We start from the raw sequence: 17,056 nt of genomic DNA, 5'->3' as shown, positions 1-17,056 counted from the left end.
CTAGAAAATTCTCATCAAACAGCTTCCCTTTCTCAGGCGCTAAAAGAAAGAGCAATACCACCTATGAACTTATAGTATTGCTCTTTGCTTTATTAAAAATTAGCGTCTTGCTTAGCTAAATAAGCTCTTCTTTAACTTAGAGAAGCCTTGCATAGCCATACTAGAGGCAGAGAAATATTCTAAACTCTCAAGGCCTTTCTTGATCATCTCCAGCTCATCAGAGGAAACATCATCTTTAAGCTTATAAACAGTTTTAATTTCGCCATCAGAATCTGCTTGCTCACTCTTTTCATAGAACTGAATAATGAGACCATAGAGCTTCTTTTTGGTGGCATCTTGAGTTAATACTGATAAGCGATCCTCATCCAAGAAGCGTGGAATAGCTTGCTTGACGGCCAAACGGTTAACATCATCGGCTCGATCCACCAGTCTGGAACCACTATTAGACATATAATTAATACGAGTCATAATATTTTTGAGCCTTTCCATGGTCTGCTCAAGCTCAGCACTTTGAGAGTCATAGCGCGCCATTATGTCTTGGTATTGATCTGAGAAAAATCTAATATCCTCAATTACTAAGTTAATAGTTTTGTTAAGCTGATTGCATACGGCGTGCAGCATAAGCTCTTTTTTCTTACGCTTTTCGATGTCGCTCTTTCCAGAGAGGATATCAACACCCTTTTTAGCACCATAGCCAATTACCAACAAGGCACCAATACCTGTTACCATGCCAGAAAGGCCAAACAAGCCACCAAAGCCTAAAGCAGCTAAACCTGAGCTAATGCCAGCTGCTGATAAACCTACTACAGAACCAGAGAAGTATAAGGCAGCAATAGGCACACCTACACCAGCAGCACCTGAAAGCACTGCTCTCATGCCGTTTTCTAGTCCCACATCATCAACATTGTCGTCAAAGAGCTTTTCATCAGAGGCAATAGCGTCTAAATAAAGCTGTATTTGCTCTTGAGTAATACCAAAAGCCTTAACATACTCACTAATGGTAGGACTATCCTGGTAGGAAATATCAGAGGTCTTGCCCAGTACATAGATCATGTCTTTGCCCAAAGAGTGGATAATCTCTTGCTTAGCAGCATCATCAAGCTTAGGCAATACCCCTTTAATGAGCTCCACGGCTGACTCTTTAGAGTCATTAAAAAATATTAGCTGCTGTCTAACTTCTGCGCTTAGGTTTAAACGAGCAATCAGGGCATAAATTTCACCAAATTCTGCGCTAGAAATTTCACCATCGTCCATAAACAGGGCAATAATGGCTTTAACATAGGTGATTCTAATATCTTCTGGCATTTCCTCTAATGGAATGCGCTTGATGAGGTTTTCACTCTCCTGCAAGCTCTCCTTAGAGGTATTTTGAACACAGTTTGCTAAAGAAGCCAACAACTTAGCGGTATGCTTAGGATTAATATCATAGATGTTAAAATCATGGCTATAGCCATTTTTAAGCTCAATATGCAAGAAGGTCTTTGTTTTGACCTTATCGTCATCACGCTCTTCTACAATTTTTTCGGAGGCATCCTTAATTTGGGCATAAGGCAATTTAATAGGATCAACTAGTAATTCTTTGATGTAGCAACAATCTTTAGTGAATAGTAAACAGTCAGTAGCACTGCCAAAAACGGTAAGGTCAATGACCATATAGACATCTTCGGCATCAATAGCATTGTTGGTTGCGCCCTTAATAGCTCCATTAATCTTCTTATCAGGAATGCTAGGCACAATGAAAGCCTTATTAGCAGCTTTACTACCATGAGTAGTGATAATTTCATACACACTACCCTCATAGAGATCATTAATGGCTACAAGACTATTTTGACTTGAGGAAGACATAATTTCTCCTTAGTTAAAGGAAATGTACTAAGACAGGAACCTAAAAAATAGGCAGTGAAATCCTAGCTTTCCTACTAAAGGACTCAGTAAGAAAAGATGGTAGTGGATGTATTATCAATTACAGAGAGTTAAGGCATATATACCTAGAATCTACCCATATGCCTCTATATAGATAGACTTTAATCATGCTAATTTATTGCCCCACTCATGGCAATAATTTTGGTAGCAAAACCTATCAAAGATCTTATTTTTTTATCGCCCTGCCCCAAAATCAATCCTACCCATGCCTGCATCCTAATAATAATGTAGCCCACAGAGGCTCATTCTAGCCATAGCCTAGCCATGTCTTAGACCATGGCTATGGCTATGCCAAGGCTTTGGCCTGTAATAGCCAGCTCTGGCAAGCCCACTAAACCAAAAATCCTAAGGGCAAACATCCTTATGCCAAACAAAAACATTACCTAACAGCCTCAGGGCATACCTTTACACGGCCAAGCTCAGCGCAACTTAAGCTGTTTTTTCGTAGCTTTGACCATGACAATAATGGTCTAATTTGCAAGCATTGCATATTATGGGTACACATTACTTGTACTTTGCTAAGATGAGCTCGCAATAATAGTCACAATTACTCTCTTGTGCCCCAATAATGGATAATGTCAGCAAACAATTGCTCTAAAAACTCAGACATTTGGGAGCTATCGCATTGTTGCAAATACTGGGCATTAAGATTAGCCAATTTTAACTTGCCGTAGCGATTAATCAGTCTAGTGATTAAGCTTTCAGCAGTAATGCTTAATAAGTCCTCTAACTGAGAGTCAGTTAAATACTTGCCGTAGCGCAAAGCAAAGTTCATCTTGGCTAAAGCCAAGGACTTGGCCAAATGATGCTCCCTTTGCAAGGCCTCCAACTGCTCACAATAATTTAAGTAGAGCTCAAATTGCTCTTGATTGAAACTTATCTCCTCAACATTACTCATTGAGCTTAACTTATCGCCATCCATACTATTTCTCCTGCCCTCTTACAATCAAATTGCCCCACATCTATCCTGCGGTCGCTCCAGCCCTCAACTACCGTAAAAGCCTGTGCTGTGCCGTGCAGTGCCTTGTAGTGCCAGCACAGGCGCTATAAAAGCGCAGGGGCTGGCGCTAGCACTGGTGCTAAATATCTACTAAGTCCTTTAACAAAGTCGTATCGCTTAGATTGATATCGTCTAAGACCTCAAGTGAAGCTCTATCCCACTGATAGTCGATGATGGGGCTAACGGCGGTTGTAAGTTGCTTAGCTATAAGGTCATACGCCATCTTTTGCTTAGCATTTGCCCTATAATTTATGAAAAACCTAAAGCCCTCATCTGCTAACAAATTGGTTATCTTATTGTGGTTTATGGTAATTAAAAACTTACAATAATTTAGCCAGCTATTATCTTTACTGGTGTTTTCATCTATACCCAAGGCAACAAATGAAAATATGGCACCAGCACTAAATTGATTAAGGGGCATAGCATCTTTATTGAACAAAGACACTAAACAGCTAATGTCTTGCTGGTCTTGTTGCCTTCTATAATCAATATAGCTTGCAACTATAGAGCTTGCTTGCCAGGCATGGTTAAAGCTCAATAAAGACTCAAAAAAGACAGTACTTATTACTTCACTTTTAGTGCCTTGGACTTTATCCATATAGTGGGCGTAATTAATGATAAGAGCTGATACCTCACTTAACTTACAGCACCCTACAGCCTCATAAAGCAAAGTAGAGAGCTTATCAGCTGGATACTCATTTTGTAATAAGCGAGCATACCAAGGATGCTTTAGCAGCTTATCTCTACCAAGCAATGCCAGCTGGTTGTCATACTCAAACTTAAACACCGAATCTTTAAATAAGTCGATATTGTTGTTAAGTTCAGAAATGACCTCAAAAGTTGCTATATCTTCTGTTGAAGGGCAACGATGGTGCGCCTCAAACAAATGCAGCTTACCAATATGAGCAAGAAAATTAGCAATGCTTTTATTATTAACCACAAAAGAGCGTTGAAGGTAAGAAATCAGCTCAATATCCTTATCACATACACTATCTTTTGCTAAGTTTTCCTTAAGCAGCATGTAAGTCTTATACAAGACCTTAATAGCACCATATAGAGTATTTCTATCTAAAGATGTGATCTCTAACAGTCCTGAGGTAATAAGCGGGATCTCTACATGTTTTAAGCCATGAGTCATACCTTGTTGCAACATTAAAACTGCTCTTTTAGCTAACAGCGGATCACATATAGGATTGATGGATAAGGCCAGCAAATACGCAAACTTCACCGCATCCCCTACGTGTTCAGGATCTTTTTCCTTTGCTAAATAATAGTAGCTCATAAGACTATGTGCGACCATGTTGCTACTATCAGTAGGCAAAACACCCCACAGCTGCCCCACCTCATCAGTCTTGCACCAACCAAAAGAACTTAAACTCTCCAAACAGCCATTATCACCTGTTTGCTCTTCGGTGCCCTGCATGCTCCCAGAATCATTAGATCCCTCAGCTCCCACAGAACCCTCAGTACTACCCATCATAGTTTGGCTCTCTGAATATGGCTCAGAATCACCCTTAGGCATGTTGCTATCAACAGCAGCTCCCGCACAACTCTTAACTGATGGCTGAGCGGCAGTATCTTGATTGGGCTCAGCTAAGCTATCAGCTGTAGCTGTTTCTTCCCTAAAGCTTTCCAGCTGTTTTTTGATATCAGCATAAAGCTCATCCTCACTCTCTAATAGCTCATCATTAAGCATATTGCTATCAGCAGTATCTTGATTGAGCTCTGCAACTGCTAAGCTATCAGCTGTAGCTGTTTCTTCCCTAAAGCTTTCCAACCTTTTTCTGATATCAGCAAAAAGCTCAGCCCTACTATCTAATGGTTCATCATTGGGCATATTGCTATCAGCAGTAGCATCCTTGCAAATGTTCTCTACTGATTGCGTAAGGGCTGATGCCTTTTCAGAGGCTAATTGAGCTTTTAGAATGCGGCGTAAATTAGTTCTTGCATTAAAAAAGAGATTGAATTCGTTCTGGTTAATTTTTGCAGCGCTAATAGGTGCTGTAATATCATTAAAGTAAGCAATAATATAAGAATAAGCTCTCCTTTTCTCTATAGGTTGATTCACTGTTGCATATTTTTTGGTATTTTCTTTGTTTCTGATGAAGGCTAAAAACTTATCTTTTTGGGCGCTGATTAAATCGCCTGCAAAAAGAACAATGTGCCCTTTAGATATAGAGCAAAGATAGCTCAAAACATTGTTGCCCTTGATACTTTCAGCCATCTTAAGAACAAAGACAATGCTATCGAATGCTAGGTTCAAAGGCATTTTAAAGAAGTCAATGCACATTAATTCATCATCAGGCCATTCATAGTTCTCTACCTTACCTTTCAATAGTTCTTTAAAAACTTGATCAAACTTTGCCTGGTCAATGTTTTGCTCCTCTTTAAGAGCATAAAGATAAGCTAGCCTAAAGAAGCTACACAAAATTTTCCCTTGGCTTCTTTGGTAAAGATAGTAAGTGGCAATTACACTACTTATAGTAAGTTGCTTATTATTGCTGCCAAGGCACTCTCTTATCAGATTACTAATGGCATTTTCAGAGCTTTGAGCAACAGCAATGGCATCAGCTGCAGTGGTGATAGCAGTACCTGCTGTAGCTGTGGCAGTGGTGGCGGTAGCTGTAGCGTCAGCAGTAGCTAAAGTAGTCATTATACTTACACTGCTTAAGAACTTACTTATATCATTTTGCAGCTGTTCTTTTTTAATATCGTACTCTCTGTCAAGATTGGCAATTTGATCTTGAATTGCCCCTAAAAATTTGTTGTAGGCAGCATTAGAGCATCTTTGCGCAAACTTATCTGTATTGGCACTAATGCATGGCAAGAAACAATGGCTGATGATATTAAGGGCACAACCATTATTTAGTAAATGAAACTCAAGATCATTGTCAGGCAAGGTCAGAAAATAGCTAACCCTACAATTATGATCCCAAGAGCCTTCAATATTGCTATTGTGCAGCACCTGCTTGATAGCTTGTAGACTGGTATTAGGGGCAACCTCATTCAATATTCTATTAATAGGTGAATTAGCTGATAAATTATTAAAAGCTGCTACCTGCCTAAAATTACTAATAGACAGCAGTTTGTTAGAAGGATTAGGCATTAACTCAGCATAAGTATTTTTTCCCCCAGAATCGCTATCAGTCACTACTAGATAATCAATTTCTAATAGTTCTAACAAGTCCAAATACCTAAGCAACCCATTAGACACAAAAGGTACTACAGCTATACCAAGAGCTTTGAGATCATAGCCTAAGCGTTTTGCTACCGCCTCAAAGATCAAAACATCCGATAGCCCCTCAACCAAAATTACAAATTGGCTGACTAATAAGTTAGTATGCTCTATTAAGTACACATAGAAGGCAGAGCACTCTTCTACCATTTTCGAGGTGTTGGTAAAAGAATAGCTGACATACTTATTGAGGCGCAGTTTTGATAAGCTAAAATTGCAAGTAGCATCTGTATCCGCATGCTCAGGTTTAGGCACATATGCAGGCGCAGGCGCAGGCACAGGCATAGACGCATAAGTAGGCTCAAGCTCAGGTACAGTAGCAGGAGCTGTCTCAAATGCAGGGACGGGCGCAAGCATTGGCTCAGGCATAGAAGCTGGGGCATCATGGCCGTCATTACTACCAGAGCCTTTATTTAGCAGAGCAAAACGCTCAGCCATTTTTTGAGCCCACCATGAGCTTTGATGAGAGTTGATTTTCTCTGCAAGCTTTTTGAAAATTGCCTGAGCTTCCTCAGCGCTGTCTGTACATTCACTATTATTTTGTGGCAATAAGCTCTGCAAAGCTTCACCATATAAGCCCTCAGGCTTAATCAAGCACCAATGGGCTATGTCAAAATACTTAAAGGTCTCTAGCTGGGAGCAAAAGATCAACTCTTGGCATAAGCTATTAGCTCTCTTAGGATCAGCTATGTTGTAAGAGGTAAAAGCCTCACTATCCTCCATAAAGGCATTGGCAATCTTTACGGCTTTAGCGATAGCCAATTCTTTAAAGCTATTAAAAGGATAGTGGTATGAGCTAAAGCAGGCCTCTAAAGAGATTAAATGATAGGCCCAATCATAGGCAAATTGCTCTAAAAGAGCATTGTCTTCTTGAGTGATGATAGAGCAAGGCGCATTAAAGGAAATAAAGTCGGTCTGTTTAGGCAAGATTAATTTATCACCATATTGCTCAATGATGGCTAAGGCTATTTCCTTTACAGCCTGATCATACTCTACCTTATCATTTTGACTCTCGGTACATTGTGCTAACTGATTAAGCGCTAAATAGTTAGAGCTTTCATATTGAGAAAGCTTGGGCCAAGAGGCTCTAGCAAAATCAGACTGGAAAAGCTTAAAACTATGGAAGTGTTCTGAGCTGTGAGCAATATCTTTTAACAAAGACACTTTAGCCATGAGTTTTAGCATGGCACAAACAGTAATTACTTGTTCCTCTTTAAGAGCAAATGCCTCATTATTATTTGCAGCACTAGCCCAGACTCTAACCTTGGTAGACAAATCTAATTGCCTAATCAAAGACTTACATAAGCTAACATCATCTTGCTTAAATTGGTTTTGACCTACGGATCTAGAATCATGGTTAAATAGCGCACCAAAACCACAAAACTCACTGATATTGCTTTTGCTGAGTATTTTATGGCTTACTACTCTAGGGTCATTGAACATACAACGATAAGCCATCTCATGATTAGCTAAAAAGGCTTGATTCTCAGCATTAATGCTTTCATCAGTATGTAAATCTTCCTCAGCACTAAAGCGATCGTGACCGCTATTTTTGTCGCTAAGAGAAATTTCTATGATTAAGGAGTCGCAAGAACTAAGAGCATCCCACGCAAAAGGCATACTTAGCTTAAATACCAGCTTAGGCTGTAGTGCCAAAATTAACTCACCAGCTTTATTTTTGAGATCGCTACTAAAGCTTACCTGCTCACTATTGGCATACTCACAATCATCCTTATGATTAGGCCTTTGCAAGAGCTCTTGCTCTTGCATTGGCATGTCCACGCAGTCGTGCTCACAATCGCAATTGCACTTGCACTCGAGTTCGTGCTCCTGCTCGCACTTAGAGTCTTGCTCTGGCTCTTGGTTAGAGCTTTGCTCAGCAAGAGGGGCGCAGGTATTGGCTTTTGGAAGTGATGAGGCTAAAGAACTTGAGGTGATTGGAGCTAAGGTGGTCTGTAGAGTTGGGGCGGGCGCTATTTCATGAGCATTTTGGTAGTCTTGTAATAAAGCAATTAACTTACTTTTAAGCTCATAGCTAAAATTATTAAACTCTAAAAGTTCACAGCTAAAGAGATCGTCAATAAGCTTACAGGCATTAATAAAGCTTAACTGATGCTCGTTAGGCATTGGGCCAATGAGGTTGATTCCCGTATGCAAATTAAAAAACCAAGAGCCAATAGACTGATAGTTCTTAACATTCAAACACTCAATAAGCATATATAATTCTCCCATTAGCAGCTAAGCTGTAATACTCTGCTCATAAGTCTCTTAAGTGAGCAATCCTATAGTTAAGGCTAAATTTGACTGAGGCAAAACTACCAGAGCTCTTAAATAGCATTATTAATGGCCTATAGGCTCTAAGCTGTCCTATAGGTTAAATCAATCATAATTGAAAATAGCTGATATATGGGCTTTTATTTATTGATCTTGCATGTTTTTACCAAAAAATTAATAAAAATTTAAAAAAACACTTGCATACCAAATAAAAATCTATATAATAAGCACCGTTCCAACGACAGTGGCAAACACTGTTAGCGGTGCGGTGAGGTGTCCGAGTGGCTGAAGGAGCACGCCTGGAAAGCGTGTATACGGTAACTCCGTATCGCGGGTTCGAATCCCGCCCTCACCGCCAGAGATAAAATAAGGCAGCGTTAAGCTGCTTTTATTTTGCCCAAAATCCTAGATATAACATCATTCCTCCTTATCACTTCTATTTCCTACCTGTGATCTCTCCTACTCTATCCACCTATTTAACAACAGCTTGAAAGTATCAAGTAAGATCTCTTATCTTAAGAGCAAAAAAATGCGCTTAAGCTAATTGTCTATTAACTTAAGCGCATCAATTAAACAGTATTTAAACTATTGGTCTTTAACCAGCGATTAAAGGATAAATACCGTAAATAAAAATGGTAATGATGATTACTGGGATCACGAAACGTACGTAGTGATACCAAGCAGTATAAACAACACCATGAAGCTTATGCTGGTTAGTAATTTCTGTTACAGCATGTTCCTTTAACTGCCAGCCTACAAAAATAGTAGCGCCTAAAGCTGTTAATACAAAGCAGATATTGCCTGAAATAAAGTCATAAGCATCGAAGATGGAGCGATCTAAGATAGTAATATCCTTTAATGGGCCACTAGAAAGAATGCAAGGAATATTACCCAAGATAAAAATGGTTAAAAGAGTAATATTAATTGCGCCCTTATAACGAATATTAAACTTCTCGTAAAGAACAGAAATAATAACCTGGTAAATGGTCAATGAAGTGGTAAGTGCAGCAATCACCAACAACATAAAGAACACAATAGCAAAGAAGTTACCAAAAGCCATATGAGAAAAAGCAATTGGTAAAGTCTTAAATACTAAAGAAGGACCAGCATCTGGGCTTAAACCAGCACTAAATAAGGAAGGGAAAATCATAAAACCAGCTAACACTGCAATAGCGGTATTGATAATACCAGTGATAGTAGCGGTCTTTACTAAGCTTTCCTCTTTATTTAAGTGACTGGATAAAGTAATCATCACACCAAAGCCTAAGGATAAAGCAAAGAATACTTGACCTAATACATCAAGTAATAACTTACCAGAAAGCTTTGAAAAATCAGGAGTTAAATAGAATTTTACGCCCTCTAACGCACCATCTAAAGTAAGGTTACGACCTACCATGATGATAAGGCAGATGAATAGTAGCGGCATTAAAAACTTAACTGAGCGCTCAATACCAGCAATAATGCCTTTCTTTAAGATAAACCAGTTGGCTAAAACAAATAAGCCAGTGCAGATGGTAATAGTCCAAGGAGAATTTTCAATTTGATCAGTGTAGAAACTTGAAGTAATTTCCTTAGTAATAGAGGTAGAAAGATCTAAACCGCCATCTACACCTAAAATACCCAAAAAGATGTGATAAATATAAGAAATTACCCAACCACCAATTGGCATGTAATAAGAAAGAATGCCAAAGGAACCTAAGATACCTAAATAGCCAAAGAACTTCCACTTTGGAGAGTGCTTAGGATTATTAGTAAAGAAGGCATCAACACTGTTAGTTTGTGCTCGTCTACCAATGACATTCTCTACCAAAATAATAGGAATACCTACCAAGAGCATAACTAAGATGAACATCAAAACATAGGCACCGCCACCGTTTTGACCCACTAAATATGGGAAGCGCCAGGTTGCACCAAATCCAATAGTAGCACCAGCTACAGTAAGGATATAGGTCAAACGGCTGCTCCAAGTCTGTCGAGCCATAACTCATCCTCAAGATGGCCGTAATCAAAAGATTACAAAAGCTAAAGAAAATTTTGCTCTGACATAGAGACAAAAAATAGCGCTAGCATCCAGCTAATTGCGATGCGAGGTGTTAGCGCTATGTTTTATCATTAATAACTACCAAAATAACTAAAGCAACACCAAGAACAATGTAGTTGCCACAGAACATCATTGCTTGGTTTTTTCTAATATGTGAACAAATGTAGTTAGAGCAAAACACTATGCATACAAGAACTTAATCAATGACAAATACACATATGTAATTGCAAAATTACCATGATTTTGCCCAAGATAAGTGCGTGCAGAGGGCTATTTTAATTTATTTATAGCCTTTATACAAAATTTTTACCAAAACTTAATCTCAACCCGACGTTAAGCACTAACAAACAGACAGATCACGCAATTTGAATGTTAAAGTGGCCAACAGGCTATCTAATGTAATAATATGGCTGCAAGGCCTAGATTTTTTAGTAATGCTAAGCTTAATCTAAGAACAAGAATCTAGAATAGCTAATACACAGTATTTCGGTGTGCTCCAGGCGCACTTAGGGAGTTAATATGTTTAAAAGCAAATACGTTTTACCTATAAGCTTAGGAGTAGCCCTTATGTTATCTGGCTGTGCAAGCAATTCTCCTTCGGCCCCAACTAAGGTCTCCACTCCTGATGAGTTTTTAGATGCTAGCGCACAAGAGCTCTTTTCTACTGTAGAAAAAGTTTATAAGACTGAATACTTTGCCTTAGGTATTCCTAAAGGATGGAAGGTTTTAAGCTTTGACAATGCTAAGTTAGCAAGCTACATCTCTGTTGAAAAAGAAGACCACTCAACCTTAGTAACCATTCGTGTAGCTAAAGCTATCCGCAAGAACGTGGATGAGTCCTGTCAATTAGCTATTGAAGGCTTTAAATCCAATGAAGTTCAACTTTCTGCCGATGTTGGCGTAGCTTTTGGTACTTGCGTAGTAGAAGGCAAGGACAATGAAAAGGACGTTGCTTTATGGTTGCGTCAATATGATGATGACAATAGCACCTACTCTATCAACTACACTGGTTCATTAGAAAATGTTGGTGAACTTTTAAGTTACTTAGTAGGCAATGAAAAGTTAATGCAACTTATGGTACGCCCTCTTTAAGAATAATTAAATCACCTCAATAGTTTAATTTAAGGCAGCAATATCTCTGATAGAGCTGCCTTTTTAATTACTATTAAGCAACCAAACACACTAACAGCTAAGATACCAAAACCTCTTATCAGCACTTATCCCCACTAAACAAAATAAGCGACCAGCAATATTAAATACTCCGTATAATCTTTCACATCTCAAGTGCCTGCGGCTCACCAAACTCCGCTCAATGCTCACACTCACCCCTCACGGATTACGGCTCACAGCTCATTGCTCTGGTTAATTCCCACCAGCCCAAACAAACACTTATAGACAGTGTCTACAACTACTCATGGTATTGCGCATGTGTTGCAGTGCATCAAACTTAACTAAAGCAAGAGTCTAAACTATAAAAACTCATTACCTTTTGCCTAATGCCTATGGCATTAAGCTGCAATGAGCTATTGGCACAAGCTTATTGGCTAATTTTGAAGAGATATGAGGGCGATGAACTTTCAACTTCACCGCTAGATCCATCAAGTTCACTTTTGATGGGGTAAAAGCTCCTGACAGCCTATTAGCCTAAATTTGTAAACACTAATAATCGTCGCAACTGCAATAGCCCTAAGCGCTTTAACTAAGCATTTTTGACAAAGTTTTTAAACTTTGTTGCTTATTAGTAGATAAGTAATCACAATTACCATATACAGTCTAGAGCTTAACTTATCGTTCTTACTACTACTATAGTAGGAGTGATTCTAAGTTCCAGTATCTTTAATCTTTTGAAAATAGAGATGATTTTATGAGTACTAATCTATCTTCTGCACCAAGCAATGGTAAAAAGGTTGTTGCTGTAGCAGCAGCCCTGATTGTTGATCAAGATAAGTTTTTGATAGCTAAACGCTCCTCAGGCCGTCATCTTGAGGGTTATTGGGAGTTTCCTGGTGGAAAAATTGATGCAGGAGAGAGTGCTGCTCAAGCCTGTGCCCGTGAAGTTAAAGAAGAGCTTGGTTGTACTATTAGTGTCGATAGCTACTTTTTAACTTGCCATCATGAGTATGAAGACTTCAATTTAGCCATGGACATTTACGTATGTCATTTACATCCAGGTCAAGAGCCACATAAATCTGATGTCCACGATGAGATCCGTTTTATTGGCGTAGATGAAATGGATAATATTGACTTTGCCCCTGCTGACATAGCCTTTTTACCAAACATTAAAGAGTTTATGCTCTCCTATGCTAAGGTTTGCTCCCCTACCAAAGTATCTGAGCCCTAATAAGTTTAATAAGCTGCCTTAAGCAGTCCCAAAATAGCGGCCTTACTAGTCAATTTGCGCCTGTGCTTGTGTGACAAGTAGCACATATTTAGCAAGTGCTATTATAACAGTACAAATGGCTTGTATATCTTATTTAATTAGTTTTTACGAATTAACTAATGCTTACTTTATGACAATAAGAATGCATTTTTGCATTAAATAGATGCAAAAAAATTTACGTTCATAAATGGCTTAAATAAGGTAAAAACAAGCTAAAAGTAAAAAGAGTGTGAGTTTAGTCTCTACCAAAAAACCTAATAACATATATAATTGACATGTTTTCTCAACAAGTAATAACAGTTAGGGTTTTACTTGGTATGGGAATTCATTGTTAGGATTTAGTCAATTAGGTATCACAAATGATCTATTCACATGAAGTAGAGCAAATGTGCACCGTTAAGAAGGGTGCATACCACGGTCCTGCTCCAATCCCTGAGGAGGGCAAGTGGGTCCAGGCTAAAGAAATCAAAGATATCAGTGGTTTAACTCACGGTATCGGCTGGTGTGCTCCTCAACAGGGTGCATGTAAGCTTACCTTAAACGTTAAAGACGGCATCATTGAAGAAGCTTTAGTAGAGACCATCGGCTGTACTGGTATGACTCACTCTGCCGCTATGGCATCTGAGATTCTTCCAGGCAAGACCATTTTAGAAGCTTTAAACACTGACTTGGTTTGTGACGCAATCAACACCGCAATGCGCGAGTTATTCTTACAAATCGTTTACGGTCGTACTCAGACTGCTTTCTCTGAGGATGGCTTACCAGTTGGTGCTTCTTTAGAAGACTTAGGTAAGAACTTACGTAGCCAGGTTGGCACCATGTTTGGTACCAAGGCTAAGGGCGCTCGTTACCTCGAATTAACCGAAGGTTATGTAACTCGTTTAGCTCTTAACGAAGAGAATGAGATCGTTGGCTATGAGTTCGTAAACTTAGGCAAGTTAATTGATCTCTTAAAGGCTAACCCAGAGCTTACTGGCTCCGAGGCTATTGCCAAGGTTAAAGGTCACTATGGACAGTTCGATGATGCTGCCAAGTACATTGACCCAAGACATGAGTAATGAGGTGTACTAAAGATGGCTTTATTTGAAAGTTACGAGCGTCGTATTGACAAAGTTAACGCAGCATTAAACGAGAACGGCATTGCTTCTTTAGAAGAGGCTCACCAGATTTGTAAGGATCACGGTTTTGATCCATACGAGATGGTTCGCAAGATTCAGCCAATTGCTTTCGAGAACGCATGCTGGGCTTATGTAGCTGGTGCTGCTATTGCTATCAAGAAGCAAGTTAAGACTGCTGCTGAGGCTGCTTCTGCTATCGGTATCGGTTTACAGAGCTTCTGTATTCCTGGTTCTGTAGCTGAGGATCGTAAGGTTGGTATTGGTCACGGTAACTTAGGCGCTATGCTTTTAACCGAAGAGACCTCCACCTTCGCTATGTTAGCTGGTCACGAGAGCTTTGCTGCTGCTGAAGGCGCTATTGGTATTGCTCTTAACGCTAACAAGTCCCGTCAAAAGCCTTTAAAGGTTGTTTTAAACGGCTTAGGTAAGGATGCCGCTCAGATCATTTCCCGTATCAACGGCTTCACTTACGTTCAGACCCAATTTGACTATGCAACTGGCGAGTTAAAGATCGTTAAAGAGATCCCATACTCCAAGGGCCCACGTTCTGCTATCCGCTGCTACGGCTGTGATGACGTACGTGAGGGTGTTGCTGTTATGCACCACGAGGGCGTAGATATCTCCATTACTGGTAACTCTACCAACCCAACCCGCTTCCAGCACCCAGTTGCTGCTACCTATAAGAAAGAGTGTACCTTAGAGGGTAAGAAGTACTTCTCCGTAGCCTCTGGCGGCGGTACTGGTCGTACCTTACACCCAGACAACATGGCAGCAGGTCCAGCCTCTTACGGTATGACCGACACCATGGGTCGTATGCACTCTGACGCTCAATTCGCTGGTTCTTCTTCTGTTCCAGCTCACGTTGAGATGATGGGCTTCTTAGGCATGGGTAACAACCCAATGGTAGGCGCTACTGTAGCCGTAGCCGTTGCTGTTGACCAGGCTTTAAACAAGTAATAGTCGATACCTAAAATCTGACTAATTTAATTGTGCGACATAGAAATCATGTCGCACTCAATGGGCCCACAAGGCCCATTTTTTTTACCCAAAACCTAAAACCACTGCAAAATTTTAAACCACAAGCCCAAGCACTAACCCCTACTCCATCCGCCTCTAGAGCTCCTACAGGCGCTTACACGGAAAACCAATTAATTAAGCTAAGCTAAGCTGCGCTCTAAAGTGCGGTGCAGCTCCATTATGTGCTATCTCACTGCATGTCTGGCAAGAAGAGACGATAATGGCCATTACTTATTATTAAACAATAATGCGTACACCTACTCCCTCAAACTCCAAGCTAATGAAAATAATCAACTATCTTTGGTTTATTGCCGAAGACATTGGCAAAAAAGAATTATCTAAATTTGATGGCACAGGCTTTTTGCAAATTTGTACTGCCATAATCACTCTGCCTATCCTTTTAGGTATAGGGGCTCTTAGCAATTGGTTAGTTGCTTTAATCATCGGATTAGCTCTAAATCTAGGACTTTGGTACTGGTGCTCTTCCTATTACAACGAACCAAAATACCAAGAGCTCAAAGCTATGTACCCTAATGCGCTATCCTGCATGGATGTAGCTAAGATTCTCTCAATAGTCCTGGTGCTTTGTATTATTAGCTCAGCAGTACTCTTTGCTCTGGTATATTACTTTTTCGCTCACTAAAGTAGTCAAGATAGCAATCGACTTCGCTAAAAATTTTGCAGACAACATCGCCAGCCATGCCTTCTTTTAGTTGGCCTTAAACCTTCTAAGATCAATTTATGCTCCCCAGCATGGTTTGGTATACTCTGCACGGCTTATACCTTACAACTAGCTAAGAGGCTTTTACTGCCTTAAGCTACCTTGAACTTCGTTGAACAGCTCTATTTCTTTCAATAGCGCTATGCATAAGGTCAGCTACTATGCCTATAGCATGTAGCATCGGGATGAGCTTACTAATAAGTATTTACCAAGCTATAGATTGGCCATGTAATCAAATATGGCCCTATTACCAATTATCTAATATTGGCAGTTAGCTTATTTGTGGGCATTAGCTTGCTGCTCAGTAATGATTTGACTTACTTGTGCAAAAGACACAGGACGATAGTTGTTGTTATCGACACCAACATCATATTGAGTAGGAAAAAGATGTACTAAGCGCTCTTTATCAAGCCCTGTACTATGCTTAGAACTATGAACATGGCCAAAGAGCTGCCAAACGTTTTGGTAGCCGCCCTCAAAACACAAAAAGGGATAATGATTTAACAACATCTTTTGCTTATCTACAACTACTCTCATTTGCATATTAATGTCAGCAAAGTAATCCTGTATTTGGCTTGAGTTAGCAATTTTCTTAAGATCGTGATTACCCAAGATCAAGTATTTGGTGCCATTGAGTCTTTGTAGAATCTTAATCCACTCTTTATCGCTGCCAAAACAAAAGTCACCTAAATGGAAAACTATATCTTGAGGACTAACGACCTCATTCCAATTGTTAATCAGCACTTCATCCATATGTTCAGCGCTGTTAAATGGTCGCTGGCAATATTTAATGATATTACTATGGCCAAAGTGAGTGTCTGAGGTAAAGAAGACTTTAGTTTGAGTGGTGTTAATTTCTAATAAACAACCTAATCCCATTAGCCAACTCCTAAACAAACATAGATAATTATCTATGTATTTAGCTAAATAAAAATTACAAAATGTTTTAAAGGTAATTAAAGGAGAAATTAAGAAGAGCTTTTGATGGAGGGCTTTAAACTAATGGCCCCGGAAATACCGCCGCCGTGTTTAGCTCCTTGAACCAGTAAGTTCAAGGTGGGTTATCTGTGGCTCGCTAGGCTTCTCAAGGGACTACCCAACATTAGATGCTGAATAGTTTAGGCGTGCTCAATGGAACTCAAGAAGACGACCCATTCTAGTATATATCGGCTCAGGGCAAAACTGCTAGCGAATACTCTAGAAACCATTAGTTACGGTATCTCTACCGTGTTTACATAATAGCACAGAGCTTGGTTTTTTCAATAGATATACATGTAAATAAAGGCAAATAAAAAGCTTGTATTCTTTACCAAAATATAGCTATCATAAAAGATTACAGCTGCAAAT

At 39.5% G+C, this 17,056-nt stretch carries 10 protein-coding genes, 1 tRNA gene and 1 other RNA gene; 6 read left to right on the top strand and 6 right to left on the bottom strand.

The annotated features are described in order from the left end of the window. Window positions 1–111 precede the first annotated feature (111 nt). From MXE38_RS03890 to MXE38_RS03880, 3 genes are all read right to left on the bottom strand, one after another. Window positions 112–1,845 (bottom strand): hypothetical protein, encoded by a 1,734-nt coding sequence (locus MXE38_RS03890; RefSeq protein WP_246911869.1) that lies wholly within the window; start codon window positions 1,843–1,845, stop codon window positions 112–114. A gap of 625 nt (window positions 1,846–2,470) precedes the next feature. Next, a complete protein-coding gene (locus tag MXE38_RS03885) occupies window positions 2,471–2,845 on the bottom strand; it encodes a hypothetical protein (RefSeq protein ID WP_246911867.1) in 375 nt (124 codons plus the stop codon). Window positions 2,846–3,002: 157 nt separating this feature from the next. Beyond that, window positions 3,003–8,375 (bottom strand): ATP-dependent endonuclease, encoded by a 5,373-nt coding sequence (locus MXE38_RS03880; protein WP_246911855.1) that lies wholly within the window; start codon window positions 8,373–8,375, stop codon window positions 3,003–3,005. A 324-nt stretch (window positions 8,376–8,699) separates the two neighbouring features. On the opposite strand from MXE38_RS03880, the gene MXE38_RS03875 reads away from it, so the two are divergent. Continuing rightward, window positions 8,700–8,790, top strand: a tRNA-Ser gene (locus MXE38_RS03875). Window positions 8,791–9,027: 237 nt separating this feature from the next. Here MXE38_RS03875 and MXE38_RS03870 read toward each other — a convergent pair. After that, on the bottom strand, window positions 9,028–10,413 hold the full coding sequence (locus MXE38_RS03870; RefSeq protein ID WP_246911847.1) for a sodium-dependent transporter: 1,386 nt from the start codon (window positions 10,411–10,413) through the stop codon (window positions 9,028–9,030). Between the two features lie 579 nt (window positions 10,414–10,992). On the opposite strand from MXE38_RS03870, the gene MXE38_RS03865 reads away from it, so the two are divergent. The 5 genes from MXE38_RS03865 to MXE38_RS03845 all read left to right on the top strand — a co-directional run bounded on the left by MXE38_RS03865 (window position 10,993) and on the right by MXE38_RS03845 (window position 15,631). Then, window positions 10,993–11,565 carry a hypothetical protein gene (locus MXE38_RS03865; RefSeq protein WP_246911843.1) on the top strand — a complete coding sequence of 191 codons (573 nt, stop codon included), beginning with the start codon at window positions 10,993–10,995 and terminating at the stop codon, window positions 11,563–11,565. A gap of 772 nt (window positions 11,566–12,337) precedes the next feature. Beyond that, on the top strand, window positions 12,338–12,814 hold the full coding sequence (locus MXE38_RS03860; protein WP_246911840.1) for a (deoxy)nucleoside triphosphate pyrophosphohydrolase: 477 nt from the start codon (window positions 12,338–12,340) through the stop codon (window positions 12,812–12,814). 398 nt (window positions 12,815–13,212) lie between these two features. Further along, complete coding sequence (locus MXE38_RS03855) at window positions 13,213–13,911, top strand: hypothetical protein (protein WP_246911838.1); 699 nt, start codon at window positions 13,213–13,215, stop codon at window positions 13,909–13,911. 15 nt (window positions 13,912–13,926) lie between these two features. Continuing rightward, entirely contained in the window at window positions 13,927–14,928 is a 1,002-nt protein-coding gene (locus MXE38_RS03850) for a GGGtGRT protein (protein WP_246911835.1), read from the top strand. Between the two features lie 340 nt (window positions 14,929–15,268). Further along, window positions 15,269–15,631, top strand: coding sequence for a hypothetical protein (locus tag MXE38_RS03845; RefSeq protein WP_246911832.1), 363 nt, complete (start codon window positions 15,269–15,271; stop codon window positions 15,629–15,631). A 354-nt stretch (window positions 15,632–15,985) separates the two neighbouring features. On the opposite strand, the gene MXE38_RS03840 is transcribed toward MXE38_RS03845, so the two are convergent. Both MXE38_RS03840 and ssrS read right to left on the bottom strand, forming a co-directional pair. Continuing rightward, a complete protein-coding gene (locus MXE38_RS03840) occupies window positions 15,986–16,588 on the bottom strand; it encodes a metallophosphoesterase (RefSeq protein ID WP_246911824.1) in 603 nt (200 codons plus the stop codon). Between the two features lie 122 nt (window positions 16,589–16,710). After that, a non-coding RNA gene (ssrS, locus tag MXE38_RS03835) (6S RNA) lies at window positions 16,711–16,916 on the bottom strand. Window positions 16,917–17,056 lie beyond the last annotated feature (140 nt).

The sequence above is a fragment of the Anaerobiospirillum sp. NML120448 genome, from assembly GCF_023050945.1.
GTDB lineage: Bacteria > Pseudomonadota > Gammaproteobacteria > Enterobacterales > Succinivibrionaceae > Anaerobiospirillum.
The sequence above is the reverse complement of the archived record's forward strand: the minus strand, read 5'-3'. Positions and strand labels throughout refer to the sequence as shown.

Coding starts and splice junctions, on each gene's coding strand:
- MXE38_RS03845 (WP_246911832.1), top strand. CDS start 15,269: ATGAAAATAATCAACTATCTTTGGTTTATTGCCGAAGACATTGGCAAA.
- MXE38_RS03870 (WP_246911847.1), bottom strand. CDS start 10,413: ATGGCTCGACAGACTTGGAGCAGCCGTTTGACCTATATCCTTACTGTA.
- MXE38_RS03885 (WP_246911867.1), bottom strand. CDS start 2,845: ATGGATGGCGATAAGTTAAGCTCAATGAGTAATGTTGAGGAGATAAGT.
- MXE38_RS03855 (WP_246911838.1), top strand. CDS start 13,213: ATGATCTATTCACATGAAGTAGAGCAAATGTGCACCGTTAAGAAGGGT.
- MXE38_RS03890 (WP_246911869.1), bottom strand. CDS start 1,845: ATGTCTTCCTCAAGTCAAAATAGTCTTGTAGCCATTAATGATCTCTAT.
- MXE38_RS03850 (WP_246911835.1), top strand. CDS start 13,927: ATGGCTTTATTTGAAAGTTACGAGCGTCGTATTGACAAAGTTAACGCA.
- MXE38_RS03865 (WP_246911843.1), top strand. CDS start 10,993: ATGTTTAAAAGCAAATACGTTTTACCTATAAGCTTAGGAGTAGCCCTT.
- MXE38_RS03860 (WP_246911840.1), top strand. CDS start 12,338: ATGAGTACTAATCTATCTTCTGCACCAAGCAATGGTAAAAAGGTTGTT.
- MXE38_RS03880 (WP_246911855.1), bottom strand. CDS start 8,375: ATGCTTATTGAGTGTTTGAATGTTAAGAACTATCAGTCTATTGGCTCT.
- MXE38_RS03840 (WP_246911824.1), bottom strand. CDS start 16,588: ATGGGATTAGGTTGTTTATTAGAAATTAACACCACTCAAACTAAAGTC.